Source organism: Halorubrum tebenquichense DSM 14210 (assembly GCF_000337415.1).
Classification (GTDB): Archaea; Halobacteriota; Halobacteria; order Halobacteriales; family Haloferacaceae; genus Halorubrum; species Halorubrum tebenquichense.
Window position 1 is genome coordinate 14,419 of the sequence record NZ_AOJD01000081.1, and the last position, 16,499, is coordinate 30,917.

General features: G+C 52.5%; 14 protein-coding genes and 1 pseudogene. 9 read left to right on the forward strand and 6 right to left on the reverse strand.

The genetic code is table 11. The features are described from left to right. The first annotated feature begins 24 nt into the window (after positions 1-24). The 5 genes from lrp (at position 25) to C472_RS15330 (ending at position 3,914) form a co-directional block, all read left to right on the forward strand. The gene (gene lrp / locus C472_RS15325) at positions 25-483 is read left to right on the forward strand and encodes an HTH-type transcriptional regulator Lrp (protein WP_006630771.1); all 459 of its coding nucleotides are present in this window, start codon (positions 25-27) and stop codon (positions 481-483) included. Between the two features lie 399 nt (positions 484-882). Further along, complete coding sequence (locus C472_RS17160) at positions 883-1,284, forward strand: hypothetical protein (RefSeq protein WP_152420669.1); 402 nt, start codon at positions 883-885, stop codon at positions 1,282-1,284. A gap of 589 nt (positions 1,285-1,873) precedes the next feature. Beyond that, positions 1,874-2,836, forward strand: a complete 963-nt coding sequence (locus C472_RS17170) for a hypothetical protein (RefSeq protein WP_152420671.1) — start codon at positions 1,874-1,876, stop codon at positions 2,834-2,836. A gap of 635 nt (positions 2,837-3,471) precedes the next feature. Next, complete coding sequence (locus C472_RS17345; RefSeq protein WP_161612657.1) at positions 3,472-3,639, forward strand: hypothetical protein; 168 nt, start codon at positions 3,472-3,474, stop codon at positions 3,637-3,639. After that, positions 3,621-3,914, forward strand: a complete 294-nt coding sequence (locus tag C472_RS15330) for a hypothetical protein (protein WP_006630772.1) — start codon at positions 3,621-3,623, stop codon at positions 3,912-3,914. Before C472_RS17345 ends, C472_RS15330 begins: the two co-directional genes overlap by 19 nt. A 663-nt stretch (positions 3,915-4,577) precedes the next feature. On the opposite strand, the gene C472_RS16650 is transcribed toward C472_RS15330, so the two are convergent. Beyond that, on the reverse strand, positions 4,578-5,330 hold the full coding sequence (locus C472_RS16650) for an SDR family NAD(P)-dependent oxidoreductase (RefSeq protein ID WP_006630773.1): 753 nt from the start codon (positions 5,328-5,330) through the stop codon (positions 4,578-4,580). A 168-nt stretch (positions 5,331-5,498) separates the two neighbouring features. On the opposite strand from C472_RS16650, the gene C472_RS16655 reads away from it, so the two are divergent. Next, positions 5,499-6,566 (forward strand): phytoene/squalene synthase family protein, encoded by a 1,068-nt coding sequence (locus C472_RS16655; protein ID WP_006630774.1) that lies wholly within the window; start codon positions 5,499-5,501, stop codon positions 6,564-6,566. 97 nt (positions 6,567-6,663) lie between these two features. On the opposite strand, the gene C472_RS15335 is transcribed toward C472_RS16655, so the two are convergent. Further along, the gene (locus tag C472_RS15335) at positions 6,664-7,272 is read right to left on the reverse strand and encodes a TetR/AcrR family transcriptional regulator (protein ID WP_006630775.1); all 609 of its coding nucleotides are present in this window, start codon (positions 7,270-7,272) and stop codon (positions 6,664-6,666) included. A gap of 1,219 nt (positions 7,273-8,491) precedes the next feature. Here C472_RS15335 and C472_RS17175 point away from each other — a divergent pair. Beyond that, positions 8,492-9,004 carry a hypothetical protein gene (locus tag C472_RS17175; RefSeq protein WP_152420672.1) on the forward strand — a complete coding sequence of 171 codons (513 nt, stop codon included), beginning with the start codon at positions 8,492-8,494 and terminating at the stop codon, positions 9,002-9,004. Positions 9,005-9,122: 118 nt separating this feature from the next. Here the strand turns inward: C472_RS17175 and C472_RS15340 are convergent, their stop codons facing one another. Further along, positions 9,123-10,397, reverse strand: coding sequence for a hypothetical protein (locus tag C472_RS15340; protein ID WP_049906812.1), 1,275 nt, complete (start codon positions 10,395-10,397; stop codon positions 9,123-9,125). A 62-nt stretch (positions 10,398-10,459) separates the two neighbouring features. Continuing rightward, a pseudogene (locus C472_RS15345) lies at positions 10,460-11,340 on the reverse strand (M48 family metallopeptidase). Between the two features lie 299 nt (positions 11,341-11,639). Here C472_RS15345 and C472_RS15350 point away from each other — a divergent pair. Then, positions 11,640-13,250, forward strand: a complete 1,611-nt coding sequence (locus C472_RS15350) for a SufS family cysteine desulfurase (protein ID WP_049906813.1) — start codon at positions 11,640-11,642, stop codon at positions 13,248-13,250. A 241-nt stretch (positions 13,251-13,491) separates the two neighbouring features. On the opposite strand, the gene C472_RS15355 is transcribed toward C472_RS15350, so the two are convergent. Both C472_RS15355 and C472_RS16660 read right to left on the reverse strand, forming a co-directional pair. Further along, positions 13,492-14,457, reverse strand: coding sequence for a hypothetical protein (locus tag C472_RS15355; protein WP_049906816.1), 966 nt, complete (start codon positions 14,455-14,457; stop codon positions 13,492-13,494). Positions 14,458-14,529: 72 nt separating this feature from the next. Beyond that, entirely contained in the window at positions 14,530-15,168 is a 639-nt protein-coding gene (locus C472_RS16660; RefSeq protein ID WP_006630779.1) for an ArsR/SmtB family transcription factor, read from the reverse strand. Positions 15,169-16,263: 1,095 nt separating this feature from the next. Between C472_RS16660 and C472_RS17685 the strand changes: the two genes are divergently transcribed. After that, the coding region (locus C472_RS17685) for a hypothetical protein (protein ID WP_206536594.1) at positions 16,264-16,499 on the forward strand (236 nt) is incomplete at its 3' end.

The window sequence follows — 16,499 nt, forward strand, 5'->3', positions numbered from 1 at the left end:
ACCTACAAAACATGGGTGAATGATATGACGTATGAAAATCTTGATGGCGAACTGGTGAACGCTCTGCTCGGAGACGGTCGCGACAGCCTCCGAAGTCTGGGAGAGGAACTCGACGTTTCTGTAACGACTGTCTCTAATCATCTTCGTGATCTTGAGGACGAAGGCGCAGTGCGAGGATACACACCAATCGTCGATTACAACAAGCTGGGTTATGACGTAACGGCCGTCCTTCAGCTCAAGGTTGAGGGGCACGCACTCCCGGAGATTACTGATAAACTTCGACAGGAAGAGCAGATGGTAAGCGTCTATGAAGTCACGGGCGACGCGGACATCATCGCAGTCGGGAAATTCACCGACACCGATGAAATGAACGATCAGATCAAATCCCTCCTCACCGATGCGGATATCCGGGAGTCGAACACGAATGTCGTACTAAACGCGGTCACTGAGAACGAACAGTTCGAACTTGACGTCGAAGAGTAACGGGTCATCCGTCTTTAGCTAAAAATGAATGATCTCCCTGTGCGCCCAACTGGTCACCACGTTGATTTTGGGGGGTTCCGTCCGAGGCAACTCAGCCTGTAGTGGTGGCCGTCGCTGTGTCGGTGCCGGAACTGATGCGGGATGGACATTGGGCTTCTGCGGGGACACGACACGCTGTGCAGAGGCGGTTACAGTCCTAGTCCACGTTATCAGGTGCGTCTCAAAAGACCCAATCTCTCTATTGATGCTGGCGTACTTGCCCCAGCCGCCACATATCTTGGACAGCCGAGCCACATGTGAGGATATGGGCCGCAAACCCGGAACGTGGCACTGTAGCCGATTATCATGGACGTTAAATCTCAGTACCAGATTTAAATGCTTAGCAAATAGTAACTTAGTATGGCTGGAGTTCAAGCAATCTTTCTCGCTATCTGCTTCCCGGTTCTTGCGATAGGACTCCACGAACTCACCCACCTAGCAGTCGCTCGGATTGCCTGCCCGATTTCAATTGAGCAGACCTCATGGGTCCCCCTCCGACTTCGCCTTGATTTTGAGAAAGTGCCGGCAAAAGCCACACTTCGGATGATTGCACTTGCCCCTATATTTGTCGGCAGCGTGGCTGCTGTCATCGCTACCCAAACCGGTATTTGGCAGCAGATTAAAACCGCTGACCCATACTATCTTCACCATCTCATGATTGCGTACTGGCTCCTCTATATCGTCCCAAGTCCTGCAGATATTCGACTAGCCATTTGGCCGTCGGCAGAAGATACACAGCGTGTACAGGTGAATCCACAATGAGTGACCACCCACTTGGCACACCCGTAATAGACGACAATCGTGCTGTTTCGACAGTAATCGGGGTCGTTATTTTGTTTGGCTTCCTGATCCTTGCGCTCTCCCTGTACCAAGTGGAGATCGTTCCACAACAAAATGCGGAAATGGAGTTCCAACACTCCGGGGAGGTCCGCAACGATCTTGTTGAGCTCAGAGCAGGTATTCTACAAGCTGGGAGTATCGACCAGCCGCAGTACCAGACGGTTCAGTTAGGTACTAGCTACCCAACCCGTGTATTCACAATAAATCCACCACCGCCAGCAGGAACAATCCGGACGACGGAGTCGTATCCGATCACAATTGCGTACGAGTCAAACGGTACGGTGATCGAGACTATCCCCACACGGTTCATCGAGTACCGGCCGGGCTACAACGAGATCGATCAGTCCCCAACGTGGTACGATGCGTCTGTACTCTACCTTGACGCTCGTCAACAGGGGGGNCACGGTTCATCGAGTACCGGCCGGGCTACAACGAGATCGATCAGTCCCCAACGTGGTACGATGCGTCTGTACTCTACCTTGACGCTCGTCAACAGGGGGGTGGTATCGCGGTGATCGAAGATCAGGATCTCGTTAATGACGGGAAGGTACAAATTACAGCTCTCCAGAACGAGTTTCGGCGAAGCGGGACCGGTCGAGTTACAGTTGAACTCCGCCCAGCAGAGAGCATCACTGGCGATCTTCCCGAGGGTAATCTCAATGTCACAATTCCGACGCGGGTGAGTGATAAAGAGTACTGGAATGGTACTGACATCTCAAGCGACATCTACAGTATCACGGACGATGAAAATGGAGATGATGTATATAACCTAACACTTGAGACAACCGCTACCAACCTGACCGTAGATACGGTCGGCGTACAAGAAGCACCTGAAGAGCCAAGTCAGAATGATAATGCACGTCTTGGTGGTGGCGGTGGCGACGGCGGGGATGATTCCGATGATGAGTCGCCCATGGGACTAGTATACAATGATGATGCTATCGCGGTAGATGGAAATGATGACCCTAGTCCAGACAGAAGTGGTGGGGTAGAATTTTCGGTCACGAATCAGTATGAGCAGCCAGTCACGATAACGAGCATGACAATCGATCCAGATAACCCTGACATCAATGAACTAGATGACGCCGTGCCCAACGATTTTACCGGCAACCGTGATCCCTATGCTGACGAAGTCGAAATTTGGACTGAAAATAGTTCTGGGAGCATTCAGTATTCAGAGTGGACCACCAGTCCTGGACGATTTACTGATAATGAGGCGCTCGCGATTGATGATCAAGTAACAATATCGCCGGGAACGGATGGGGATATAAATTCTGATACACTATCTAGAATTCAGTCTGGGCAACAACTTGAACTTAGCATGTATGAGTTTTATGAGGAGGGTGGTGGGGGATTCCCTTACTATCAAAACGATAATATAAATATGAGTGGGGAACAGCTTACAATCACCCTTGTATACGAATTCGATGATGGTACCACGGATTCGACAACATATCAGATGACGCCATCCTGATAATTATTCAAGAATTAACACTTAATAAATTCCTGAAAGAAACGGGTCACAACTAGCTTCCGATGCGGCTTGACAGTACAGTTAATTCTGTGAGCAGTCTCTGTCTCTCGTGTTGGGTGTCGTGTGTTCGATGTCAACTCTAACTCTGAGAAACCGGCATCCATTGTAATTTAACGCCTCACGCCAGCGCTGTCTCCTGATCTGAATTCTGGTAGGGCTACCTGTCAGAGAAACCCGGTAGCTGCTGTGAGTTACTAACCACTAGATTCAGGAGTTGTTGACCGGATCAAAAGAGCGTTTCTCTCTGATGAGTTGCGCGAGCGCGCTCGCACAACGAATCTCGTCTAGGTTCAAGAAGAGATTTTAGTTCAGTTCAGCCAACGAGAGGGGACGTATACTCTACTATACATAATCTCAATTGTGTCGAAAAGGTAGTCCTTCTCTCAATTTCCAAAAAGGTGCTTCTCTTATATATTCGACAGTGGATAACGAGAAGTATGGACACTGTCGCGATATACAGTCGCGTCTCAACGAGCGACCAAGACGCCAGCCGTCAACTCCACGAACTCTGAGACTTCGCCGAGCGGGAGTACCCCGACGCTGAGATCGTAGAGTTTGTCGACATCATATCGGGTATGGCGACCGACGAAGCCGAAAAGAGCCAGACACTTTGCTCGGAAATCGCGGCGGACGGCGTCGACGCCGTCGTAGTGGATAAGATCAGTTACCTATCGCGTCTCGGCGGCGGAGAGATTCACAACTTCATCCAACACGTCCTTGAGAGGTGCGGTCGAACCCTCTGATTCGGGAGCTAATTGTTGACGGCGAGATCCGGCGGATCGAGTTACAACTGGACGACACCACCGCCGAGGGGGACTTGATCGACGACTACTCAGAATCGGCGGGAGCGTACGGGCGGGTTCTCCCACAGCCGGACAAGTGGGTGGAAAGCGAGGCGGTGTGGATCAACGATCCGGACATAATACGGGGCGTTTTCCGGTCCGTGCTTTTCGTCACGCAGGCGCGCGAGGCGCCTGTCGCCTCCGACGACACTATGAGCCCATCGAAGATGCGCTGATCGAGACGATCGTTGCTGGGCTGTTCACGACGACGGGGGTTACTAACAGCTGAATTCATTCATTCGGTATTGACAGCACCTCGTGCTAACAGTAGTTGCCAGCAGTAGTACTGTGACCCGACTCGAAGTCTGTCTTGAGTCATTCGGCCTGCTCCACCGGTAGGCGTTGTCAAGTTCCGGTAGTTTTATATTGACTAATTATTTAGTTAGGGTGCTGGTTACACCAGCAACCCCACTCCGACGCCATCTCCCTCGCTGTGATTCTCTTGGATCGCGGCCCAACGTCAAGTGGGACAAAGAGAACAGCTCTCTGGAGGTCTGGAGGGCCCTCCAGAGCGGCTGGCTCTCTTTCAGAAAACTGGTCAAACACGACAACCAGTTACCCGATAATTAGCAGAACGCTCATGTGTAGCACATTGTTGGTGTAGAGCTGTCTTGCGATTCTGTATTTGATTAAGCGAGGGTGGAAGGTGCTTGTTAGGCAGTTAGACCCCTGTCTTCTGTTCTAACTCTCCTGAGGAGAACCGGATCAACAATCTCCGCCACAAGAGCGTTCAGCAATACTGCGCTTGAGACAGCTCAATACTAGCTCGAAGCCGTCGCCGTCTACCACAACTCACGTCATATTTCACGCGACTAGCTGTGGAACCGTAACTATCTGCGTTATTTTTGAGTTTCGCCGCCATCAACCGGGAGTGACTGCCCGGTAATGTACGACGCTTCATCGGAGCACAGCCAAACGATGACGTTGGCAACCTCCTCTGGAGACGCAGCCCGCTTCATCGGAACTTCTTCGGTAATCGAACTGCGTTCTGCTTCAGACATCGACTCCAAGGCTGGCGTCTCTACAATTGTTGGACAGACTGCATTGACGCGAACGTCATCTGTAGCGGTTTCTAAGGCTGCTGTCCGTGTTAGACCGACTACGCCGTGTTTGCTGGCGGCATACGGTGCCCGCCCGGGGCTCCCACGGAGTCCAGCCTTTGAGGAGACGTTGACGATGGCCCCGCCGCCGGTGTCCTCTAATGCGGGGAGTTCGTATTTCATACCGGCCCAGACGCCAGTCTGATTGACATCGAGGATGCGGTCCCACTCTTCCTCATTGATTTCTGAGACTGGGGCTGGCGTGTTTCCAATCGCAGCGTTGTTGACAGCGTAGTCGAGTCTCCCGTGTTTGTTGAGCGTGGCATCGACGAGAGCCTCAATTGACTCACTGCGGCTGGTGTCGACCTCGATGAAGGTTGCATTGCCATTATCTTCTTTGATTTGTTCAGTAGTCTCTTGACCAGCCTCCGTGTCGATATCGGCAACGACGACTGTAGCTCCTTCAGTGGCAAATCGGTTGGCAGTTACGCGGCCGATACCGGAACCGGCGCCAGTCACGAGTGCGACAGAGTTCTCATAGTCGTACATCATCTACTTATACTGAATATATAGTCAAGTAGCTTTTGGTATTTCCAGTAAACTCCTAAAATCTCTGTCCTCGTCGCTATTCTGTTTCCAAGAGAAGACGGTATATTTATATATTAACTGTTTATTCACATAGACGAGTTCAAACAGCTGAGCGACTACCAATTCAAACATATGACGCGACATCAATCAGCCCCGTCTGAGCCTCCACTTGCCTATTGCCACGACGCCGTCCAAGACGTATCGCGCACATTCGCTCTCACCATCGATGCACTCGAGCCACCGTTGGCCGACCAGATCTGCGTTGGTTACCTGCTTTGTCGAATTCCGGATACGATTGAGGATTCAACCCACATCTCGGCGGAGACTCAACAAAGGCTCTTGAGGACCTACTCCGCGAGCCTCGACCCTGAATCACCAGCGTCGAGCGAAGTGTTCACCCGTCAGGCCCGACAGTACATGCCAAATCGGTCTTCTGTAGCAGACTGGGAGCTTGTTGGAAACACGGAGACCGTTGTGGCCGCCTTCGAACAGTTCTCACAGGAGACACAGGAGGCAATGCGACCTCCTATCCGTGAAATGATCACGGGGATGATTCGGTTCACCGGGCGATACGCGGACGAGTCGGGTATTCGAATCCAAACGCATACTGAACTCCGAAGCTACTGTCACTACGTCGCCGGTACTGTTGGGGCACTAATCACGAACCTCCTCGCAAAGCAACCACTCACGACTTCCCGCGAGGAGGCCCTGCGAAGGAATGCCGAACATTTCGGCCGGCTCCTACAATTGGTGAACATTGCAAAAGACGTCCACGAGGACTACGTAACCGAAAACAACGTGTACCTCCCAAGTGAGTGGCTAGCAGCTGAAGGAATTCCACAAGATCAAATCATTCATACGGACTACCGGGAGGAAGCTACATCGGTGCTTTCACGAGTCCTTGAGTTGGCTAATCAGCACCTCGACGCTGCTCAATCCTACATCGAACAAATGCCCTTGGGTAACGGAAACACCGTCGTCGCATGGGCAGTTCCATATCTTCTAGCTGTTGGGACTCTTCGAGAGCTCCGGACAAACCCCGGAGCCGCATTTGCTCCGGAGACTGTGAAGGTATCGCGCACAGAGGTTCGGACCATCCTGAATGCGGTGTCTGCTACCGATCGGCAGTGTCTCACCTCCCTCCGAGAACAGATTTCTGACAACCCGCTTGAAGAGCTACCACCTCGTCTCGCTCTCTGACAGTCCCCAAGCACTATCCACCTGATTCCGGGGTGACAAACGGGACTTGTGGACTCTGATGAGCTCAACTGATGACAAAAAACCAGTCACGTCGTTTTTATTCGACTGCCGTTGAAATACGGTCGAGGTAAGCATCGATTGTGGCTTTCAATGGCTCAATCGACTGCTCTGGGTTGTACACTGTGAGGCGTCGGGCACGAATTCCGATAAGAAGTGAGAGGAGTGTTTCTGCTTCCACCTCAACGTTGATGTCGACAAACTCGTTGGATTCGATACCACGACGAAGAATGTCCTCGAGAGCCATCCTTACCCTCTCTTCGACTTCTAGGTATTGCTCACGAACTGCCTCATCGTGGGGTGCATTCATTCGAAGTTCGAACATCGACAACATCAGTCGATAGGGCTCTTCGTTGACCGTCGTTGGGAGGAGAAGTTCGATAAGATCGTCAAGTTCCTCGCGAGGTGACGATCCTTCTTCGGGGAGGGTCGCAAGAAATCCACCGAGAATGTATTTGAGGAAATCAACGAGAAGATCATCTCGACCGTCGTAGTGGTAGTAAATAAGGGCTTTACTACGGTCAAATTCATCGGCGATGTGCTGGATAGTGAGGTCGCTGTAGCCGTGTTTCTTGACGGCGATGTGGGTAGCTTCCATGATGTCCCGTTTTCCGGGATCCATGTCGTCGCCGTAGTTTTCGAAACTCATTAGATGTACATGTTGTTTCAAACGGCCTGTTCCTTTTGATTGTTCTGCGAATTGGACTCTGTTGGCTCTGTTGAAGTCCTCTTCTTCAGATCGGTTCTTACCTGAAACTTCTGGTCCCTGAAGATTATGTACCGATCAGAGTCCATCAACGTCTTTTAGCAACCGTACCAGCAGACCAAGAGTCAACAGATCCTTTTTGCCGTGTTTCGAATGTCGGATTAGGAGACTCCCCCGACCGTGGAGCCCGTTTTGACATCCTCCCCCGCTGAAGCGTGAGGCTTTCTCCTTATTACTTCGGTAAATGCGTAAGGTAGCCTAGTTCACAAGGTCATCAGGTACGCAATCCAGATTAAGACTGAGGCGGCACCAATGCCACCCATCAGGTAAGTGTACAACTTTCGTGTTTTGCCATGGATTTTATAGCTGCTGTAAATTGAGACAAGCCCTGCTATTGGGATTAGAACGACAGAAATGATTGTACTAATTGTCCCAAGTATGAGGTACTGACGTGTATTTGTCTGGTCTGTTGTGGCTGTTTCTGACATTGCCTACCTGTTACTGAATATCTATTCAGTATTTAAACTAGTGGTTTTTCAAAAGACATCTCTGATGTACAAAAGAAGTAAGATATCTCGCTGGACGAAAGCCTAGGAGCTAGGGACGTATCTCTGTCCGGGCCCCAAGAAGCTTGACATTACAGTTCTAGCCGTCATAGTAACATAGTATATGCCAAATCGTAAGCTACAGTAGCTAAAGCACAAAGTTTATATATTGACATTACAGTCAATCTGCTATCCTCCAAAATGGACGATAAGCCATTGGTTAGAACTATTAGGATGATCCATCACAATCATCAACCAGACGATCATTTCTGTCGGCAATATACTGCTAAATACGTTGGTGAGATTTGATCAAAATGACTACACTATCAACTATCGACGAGCGGCGAAACACAATCGACGAACGTCTTGAAGTTGCGTTAGGAAGCGTTGATGACGAGTCGGTGGGTCTAGCTAACTCAGCTGTTGACTCGTGTCCAGATCGATGGTACGGACAATTGGTGGCTCTTTCTTATGCTACAATTGCTGATCAACCGATTACTGATGTAGTATTGTCGGCATCGGCCGCAACTGAGTTACTCCACGGATACTGTCAACTGCGAAGTGAACTGTTCAACCAACTCCACGTGAGTCAACGCAACTCTCTCACTAGGGACCCAGTGAAAACCCTGCTGGCGGGAGATTATCTCAACTCCTCGGCTTACACAGTCTTTTTACAGGCGGATAATCAGCAATTTGAAAAAGCTCTCGAGGCTATCATTGGGACATCAAAATCTTTGATAGATTCATTCAACACTACACGAACTCAACCAATCGATACGTATACATTTCTTGATGAGATCGTTGGCACATTAGGTGAAGGCGCAACAACTGTTGGAGCCAAGCTTACAGGAGACAACACTGCCCTTGCTGACGAGTTCGCTAACTTGGGCCGAGCGCTTAGCTCTGCACATTACGCATTTAACATTCTTGAATTGAACGATCACAAGTCTGTGCCAGCTATTGAATATTTGCGGTACGACGAATCCGAACTCTGCCAGTACGGCGCAAGGCATTTTAGAGGAGCTATACACACTCTCAACGAACTTCCAGATTTCGTAGATATTGAACCACTTCTGGACCTAACTGACGCTTATTTTGAGCAGAATATGGGATATAAAGAGTGGATATAATTTCAGATTACTGGTCTTTGTTGGAAGTGTCGTCGCTCTTTCCTGCGAATGGATCTATATGAGTGTTCATCAAAAAGCTACGCCACAATGATTCCCGGACTTTAGGCGCGGGAGGAAGTCAATGTGCGAGCTGACTAGCGAGACGCTTTGAAACTGTTGTGAGATACACCGTACCCCACATTGCGACGAGTATCGAACCAATCCCATTAAAGATCAAGTCGATAATCGTGTCGTCAATTCCGTGTTGCGCGAGAACAGGGTCAACCTCAAGGAGGAGCGCACTTCGATCGAGGGCAAACTCGAGTATCTCCCAAACTACGCCGGTCGCGAGGACGACCATGAGAGTGAACACGAACATCGCCCAAGGAGGGAAGTGAATCGATGAGGCGTGGAGGTGGATCGTCCTGAGGAACGTGTACCCTGCTGCGGCAACGACTGTCGCCGAAAGTGTATGAGTAAGTGAATCCCATGCCGGTATCAAGCTGTAGAGCCCGACGGTCCCGAGAACGTGGAGGAAAACTGCGCCAGTTAGCCAAAGAGCGAGTGCGGGTTCGATTGGGATACCGTAGTCCCGTTCTATCACTGCCGGGACAAAGGTAATGACCAGTGCAACCCCCGAATTTATTATGAGCGGGACTTGGACTGTCCAGAGTGCGCATCCAAACACTAGCGCTAACCCTACTTGCATGATGCGGACGGCTTGTCGTTGCCGCTGTGGTGAGATACCTAACCTGTCGCTCAGGACGTGTGATTGAGCGTTTATCTCTGTTCCGGGTGTCGGTGGGTCAACCCGCAATTGATTATCAGTCGAAACTGACGACCGTCGAAAGTGTAGATAGAAGATGCCGCCAGCGATGACTCCGGTGATAGCAGCGGCAACAAACTCGACCATCACCGCCGTATTGATCGCGTCCTGCGTGCGCCCGTTGAGCAGAAACGTCGTCCCGAACATAACATCGGAGATCCAGCGGACGATATTGAGGACAGCCGCCATCGCGAGTGTGAAAACACCGGTGAGTACGATGGTGAACCACGGGGCCAGTCGGAGCGTCGTCAGGTAATGGATTTCGACCATCAACAGAAGGCCGAGGGTGGCGAGAGAGAGACTGGGGACGACTCCTAGTCGAAGGGAGGAAACAGTCCTGACGTCCCAGAGAATGGGAAGGCAGATTAAAAGCAGAAAGTACCATGGAGGCGTCACTGTCGGGTCGCGAGCTATTATAGCTGGGATGATGACAATCGCGATCGCCACTAGGCTGAATAGGACTGATTCATATCGACCAGTCACGAATCCTGTATAGGCTGTCCCACCTAGTACGAGAGTAAAGACCAGAGACAGGAGGGTGTTTGCCCTCGATTTGATGAACACAGGGATAGATCTGTCAGGGATCATTGTACGGTTCGAGTCAGAAGTCGATTTGGGCATAGGTCAGTCTCAATTTTAGACAAAGGGATCTATGATAGGAGGCGCTGGATGCGCTTCTCCATCGGTGGATGCGTGGACATTGCCCGCTGTATGAGGTTGCGATCAGGGCTAGAGATACAGAGAGTAGCCACTTGTTGGTGAGAACCCTGATCACGGCGGCGCGGTTTCTCGTATCTGCTGGTACGCTGATTTACTGGTTTACCAGTACGCTGACCTGTAGATCGAGAGGCGTGCTGATTTCCTTGGTGGATCTTCTTAAGTGCGCGAACGAGCGGATCCCCGGAGCCGATTGCGCGGCGGGCGTCGGCATCCGCCACGTACTCGCGGTGTCGGCTGATGGCGAGTACAAATGGCATCACGAAGAACTGTACGAGGTTCCCGACTACGGTGGCAAGGAAGAAATCCATGATGTCGTTGTCGCCCGTAAACAGGACAATATACTGTGCGACAATGCTGACGATCGAGGCGATGCCTTGGCCGATTTGTATCGTAATAACGTCGCGGTTGTCGATATGTGCGAGTTCGTGCGCTAGGACGCCCTCAAGTTCGTCCCGGTCAAGCAGTTGAATGAGTTCGCGGGAGACAACGATGGTCCCGTTGCCGCGGCGACCGACTGCGAACGCATTCGGCGCGCCCATGTTCGAGGTCTTTAGACTCGGCATCTTTAGATCCTTTTCGTAGCAGACCTTCTCGACGAACAGGTAAATCTCTGGATATTGCTGTTTATCCATTGTTCAGCGCCGACGCTCTTGAGCGCGGCCCACTTTCCAACCTTGTACTGGATGCCCACGAGAAGAATACTGCCGACGATGACAAGCGCGAGGGTGCTCTGACTCTGCCCGAAGAAGTACCACGCTACAGCGACAGCTACGGAATAGAACGCGAAAAGGATAGTGCCGACGACGGCCATCCGTATTTTAAGTCCGAGGTGTCGCATAACGAGCGGTATGTAACCGATCTATAAAACCCCAATTATATATTGATAATATAGTCAAAAACTTTGAGAAGCAACATTTGAACGCAGCATGTATATTCTACCGTAGGTTGTTTCCCAACTGCTGGCAGGGAGCCGCCGGATTCGAATTATCGATCACGGTGTCGGCGAAGAAGTGGATAATCTTGCGGGTCATGTGAGCGCGGTCAACTGCGTCATTGAGTAGCAATCTTACCCATGGTTTATTTAATCAGAATTGATTTCTTGGTAGTATCATGAGTTTCGATGCCGAAGCAATACGTGCGGATTTCCCTGTCCTCGACCGGCGCGTGAACGGACATCCGCTCACCTACCTCGACAACGCCGCGACCACGCACACCCCTCGCCAGGTGTACGAGGTCTTCGAGGAGTTCTACGCGGGATACAACGCGAATGTTCACCGCGGGATCCACGAGCTGAGCCACGAGGCCTCGCTTGCCTACGAACGGGCGCACGACCGTGTCGCCGACTTCCTCGGAGCCGACGGCCGCGAGGAGGTCGTCTTCACCAAGAACACCACCGAGAGTATCAATCTTGTCGCGTACGGCCTCAGCCGACACCTCGACGAGGACGACGAGATCGTCGCGACGGAGATGGACCACCATGCCTCGCTTGTTACTTGGCAGCAGATCGCTAAGCGCACGGGCGCGACCGTCCGCCACATTCCCGTCACGACTGACGGGCATCTCGACATGGAGGTCACCAGCGACATCGTCACCGACGACACCGCAGTCCTCTGTGCGCCCCACGTTTCGAACGTGCTCGGATCGGTCAACCCCGTCGCGGACCTCGCAGCCCTCGCGCACGACCACGACGCGTACGCGATCGTCGACGGTGCCCAGTCTGCGCCGACGCGCCCCGTCGATGTGGAAGCGATAGACGCGGATTTCTTCGCGTTCAGCGGGCACAAGCTTGCCGGCCCGACCGGGATCGGCGGACTGTACGGGAAGCGGGAGCTGCTAGAGGACCTCGACCCGTTCCTTTTTGGCGGGGAGATGATCCGGAACGTAACGCTTACTGACTCCACATGGAACGGGCTGCCTTGGAAGTTCGAGGCCGGCACGCCTCCCATTGCGGAGGGTATCGCCCTCGGCGCGGCCGTCGACTACCTCGCGGAACTCGGGATGGACGTCGTCCGCGACCACGAGAACGACCTCGCGCAGTACCTCCTTAGAGAGCTCGCGGACCGGGAGTTCGTCCGGGCTTACGGCCCCGGAGTCGGCGAGGAGCGGACCGGCCTCGTCTCGTTCAACGTCGAGGGTGTCCACGGGCACGACCTCTCTAGCCTCCTCAATGACCGCGGCATAGCCATCCGCGCCGGTGACCACTGTACGCAACCGCTACACGACCGCCTTGACATCCCCGGCTCCGCTCGCGCGTCCTTCTACGTGTACAACACTCGCGCAGACGTGGACCGCCTCCTCGAGGTCGTCGACTCGGCCCGCGATGACCTAGACGCGTACCTCGCCTCCGACCGCTACCACGACAGTATCAGCGACCACTACCACCGCCCTCGCAGCTCGGGCGCGCTCACCGACCCGACGTTCGTGAAGTCCTCTGAGGAGACAACCTGCGGCGACGACGGCGAGTTCCATGTGACGGTCACTGACGGGCGCATCGAGGAGATCGCCTTCGAGAGCCGGAGCTGTGCGGTCAGTCGGGCCGTCGCCAGCCTCCTTTCGGAGGACCTAGAGGGCATGGCGGTCGAGGCCGTTGCCGACCTCGACGGGCACGTCGCCCGCGCGCTTGACGGGCAGTACCCCGACCTCCGCCGCGAATGCGTCGAAGGCCCCGAGGACGTCATCCGCGAGGCGGCCCGCGAGTACGTCGAGAAACACGGCGCGTAGGCCGTCAGCGTCTCAACAACGAATCAAAGCCTTCACTTTCTCCTGAATTAACTCTACAATGACCGCTCGATTCTCAAAAACGTCTACTAAATTCGACCGCCTCATGTACTGGCGGCTTTGTTGAAATCCTCAGCGGCTGATAATTTATCTCCCCGATCGCTCAGTACAGGGTCGCTGAACTCATCCATCCCAGCGTTCACCCTGCTCTTTGGTGTACCACGTGTTCTATGACGCCCTCATACTAGGACGACTCGTCCGTCGAATTTGTTTCGGTGCCGCAAGCCATGAGCGTTGACAGGGTATTCATTATGAGTTCTCCCTCAGAATCAATTTCTACCCGTGTTGACGACTGGTTACAGTCGAAATTTTCGGGCGTTATCTGCTCACTGGCCGTCATCTCTGTTTCGAGTACATCAACCGATAGCGTGTATGTACTGCTCTCAGTGAGGGTGAGTAGTACTGTGCTCTCAGGTTCGACCGCATAGAGCCCGTCAAATTGCGCCGTCGAGTCGGCCTCAACGAGCATTCTGGCCGTCCACGTTTCGTCCGACGGATTCCGGAGCATGAACGTGTGCGTGAATTGCCCCGTGTCAGCGGGGACTGGCTCGTCACCAAGTGTGTGCGACATAACCTCGTCGGAGGGAGCCGTTTCGGAAACAACACCGGGACACGCCATCCGCGTCGAAATACTCGTGGAGCCGAGTGCGCCATCCTCCTGAACGTTGACCGTCGTTTTGGTCACGTTACAGGTGAATTGGTGAGCGTCGAGTGTGACTACCTCGGTCGCATCCAACTCAGGAACTGTGACCCGAACGGTGTACGTGCCGAGATCGGTAAGCGACGCAACGATACTCGCGTTTGCTTCGAGTACCACCGATTCCTCAAATACTGTCTCGCTGGCAGTCGAAATTGTAACCGTTCCGTGATGGGTGGCCTCCGTGGGATTCCCGAATACGACGTGGTGAGCTGTTCTGAGACCACGCTCTTCGAGCGATCCGGTCCCGATAGTTCTCTCAGTGGTGTCGCCAACTTCGATACGTGTCTGTTCCAATTTTTGATCGGTCTCGTTTTCTATGGTCTTGGAGGTATTAGATCCCGCTTCTAAGTCTGATTCGGACGATGCGCTCAACGGTGCTTGGGAGGTGCAACCCGCTACTGCTGTTGAGAGGCCAATCCCAGCACTTGCCAGAAACAGTCGGCGTTTCATACACTACCATTAACGGGGGGAGACATCGTCCTATCCCAGATTCAAATGCGTCTTTGAGTCCCAGAAACGCTCTCACGCTGCGTGAGTGTGACTTCGTGTTGGACGATACGTCCGCCAGTACCACGTCACAAAGAGAGACAAGATCACAAGGATACTGACCCCTAAAAGGAATCCACCAGGGCCGGTTCCGAACGTAACGAGTGTCTCCCACAGAGTTGGGTCCGGCTGTGGAGGTTCTCCGCCCCGAGATATTGGTGTGGGTGTTGATACTGACCAGCGTGCGTGGACGATGATACTGACAACACCGACGATCCCAACTGCGCCAAAGACACGACGCAACGCGGTTGCAAGTGACGGGGTTGTTCGTTCTGCTCCCGCAAAAAGGACAAGCGCGCTATTCGTCGGAGCATACACATCCATCTCGCGTCCTTGCTCGGAATACCACGTCTCAATCACTTCCACTAACTCTGCGTCTTGTAGCCGGTCGAGGTGGTAGCTAATATTCTGTACTGACGAGTCAATCTCAGCAGCAATGTCCGACGCTGTCGTCGGATCTTCATAAATTCGACTAAGGATACGACGGGCCGTTGTTGATGCGACTGCCGATAGAATCTGTTCCGCAGATTCGTCTTCGAAGTCAACGAGTCTCGGTTCTAACCCACGATCAGATGCTGATCTGGCTGTTGGTTTTAGAGGGAGTAGTGAGGCCATAGTCGTCGTATACGTTTACGTATCAATATCACCATGGAAGACTCAAAGAACTATTTGAATTTGATGCGCCGAATAAAACAGTTGAATCAGGTATCGTGAGTTTGTTCATGTCGAACGGACAAACTGAAACGGATTTCAGTATAAAATGCCCTCCTGCTTGAGTTGTCGCGGCTTCACGACATTGATCACGGATCTGATGGATGAGATATGATCCTTGTATATCAGATTCTACCTCGGTCTCTTCGGACTGATCTACGGTCTCGTCGGTTTAGGATAGTGGCGCCCATCCGAAACGATAGGTAAGCAGGCAAGTTCTCACGGCTGATTCAGTATTAATACCGGGAAATAAACACCATGACCAGAGTTCTATGACACTCTCGAATAGACTGTAACACGTGTCAGAATCCGTAATAACTATTAGAGCCTGTAACAGTATTCGAATCTGTAACGACAGCTGTGGCGATCACGTCGAAGGCCCACCGCGAAGGACAGCTTACCACCTTCCGAAATAGCAGTACAATATGCCTCTCACGTCTTCTATGGGTGGCAGCTCCACCCCATAGGAACAGAATAGTGCTGAGGGTCCTATCCCCTCGGTGCTTCTGAAGGCATCTGTGAACCGAGTTCGTCCTATTATTCGTTGTGACGCTCGGGGTCTCCTCACGCCGGAGGCTGGCCTGTGCGCCGAGCCGAAAGAAGATCCTCTGTTGTGGGGACTGTGCCTCATCAATTAGAACTCCGGCCTCGTCATTCACGTCGGTCTGGTTGAGCCAGACACGCTTCGCGCCTTCGCGCTCGGGATGATAGTCGAGGCGAATAGTAGCTTCGACTAGTTAAGCCTACGACAGATCATGTCGAACTGGGATAGCGAGAGGGCGATTTGGGTGCGGATCGGGGCGTATCGGTAGGCGAATCACGGAATCTACTACCCCGGATCAAGGTTCACTACTGCGACCAACAATCTGCTTCCTATGAGCGTGGGTTCATTGTACCATCGCAACGCTTTGCCTGATAACGAACACACTGAGAGCCGAAACCTCTCAGATGGGGAATACGTGAGATACCTAGCCCAAATTGTTTTCTGGCAACCGGGAAATGATCCCAGACAGAGACGACATAACCAGCAACATGACTGATAAGCCCTCCACGTCTTCCCCAGCCACTACTCGCCGGAGTGTTATCGTGGGTGTCGGTACGGCCACCGCAGGAGCGGTTGTTCCCTCCGTTAACACAAAGGCAGAATCTCCGCAGACAGATTCTGTCACCGACGTCGACTACGGGGAATTGGCTCAGATTGATCTGACCGGTATCGAGAACCGCGTTGAGGAACT

Coding starts and splice junctions, on each gene's coding strand:
- C472_RS17160 (WP_152420669.1), top strand. CDS start 883: ATGGCTGGAGTTCAAGCAATCTTTCTCGCTATCTGCTTCCCGGTTCTT.
- C472_RS15355 (WP_049906816.1), bottom strand. CDS start 14,457: ATGAAACGCCGACTGTTTCTGGCAAGTGCTGGGATTGGCCTCTCAACA.
- lrp (WP_006630771.1), top strand. CDS start 25: ATGACGTATGAAAATCTTGATGGCGAACTGGTGAACGCTCTGCTCGGA.
- C472_RS15340 (WP_049906812.1), bottom strand. CDS start 10,397: ATGATCCCTGACAGATCTATCCCTGTGTTCATCAAATCGAGGGCAAAC.
- C472_RS15335 (WP_006630775.1), bottom strand. CDS start 7,272: ATGAGTTTCGAAAACTACGGCGACGACATGGATCCCGGAAAACGGGAC.
- C472_RS16655 (WP_006630774.1), top strand. CDS start 5,499: ATGACGCGACATCAATCAGCCCCGTCTGAGCCTCCACTTGCCTATTGC.
- C472_RS17345 (WP_161612657.1), top strand. CDS start 3,472: ATGGCGACCGACGAAGCCGAAAAGAGCCAGACACTTTGCTCGGAAATC.
- C472_RS16660 (WP_006630779.1), bottom strand. CDS start 15,168: ATGGCCTCACTACTCCCTCTAAAACCAACAGCCAGATCAGCATCTGAT.
- C472_RS15350 (WP_049906813.1), top strand. CDS start 11,640: ATGAGTTTCGATGCCGAAGCAATACGTGCGGATTTCCCTGTCCTCGAC.
- C472_RS16650 (WP_006630773.1), bottom strand. CDS start 5,330: ATGATGTACGACTATGAGAACTCTGTCGCACTCGTGACTGGCGCCGGT.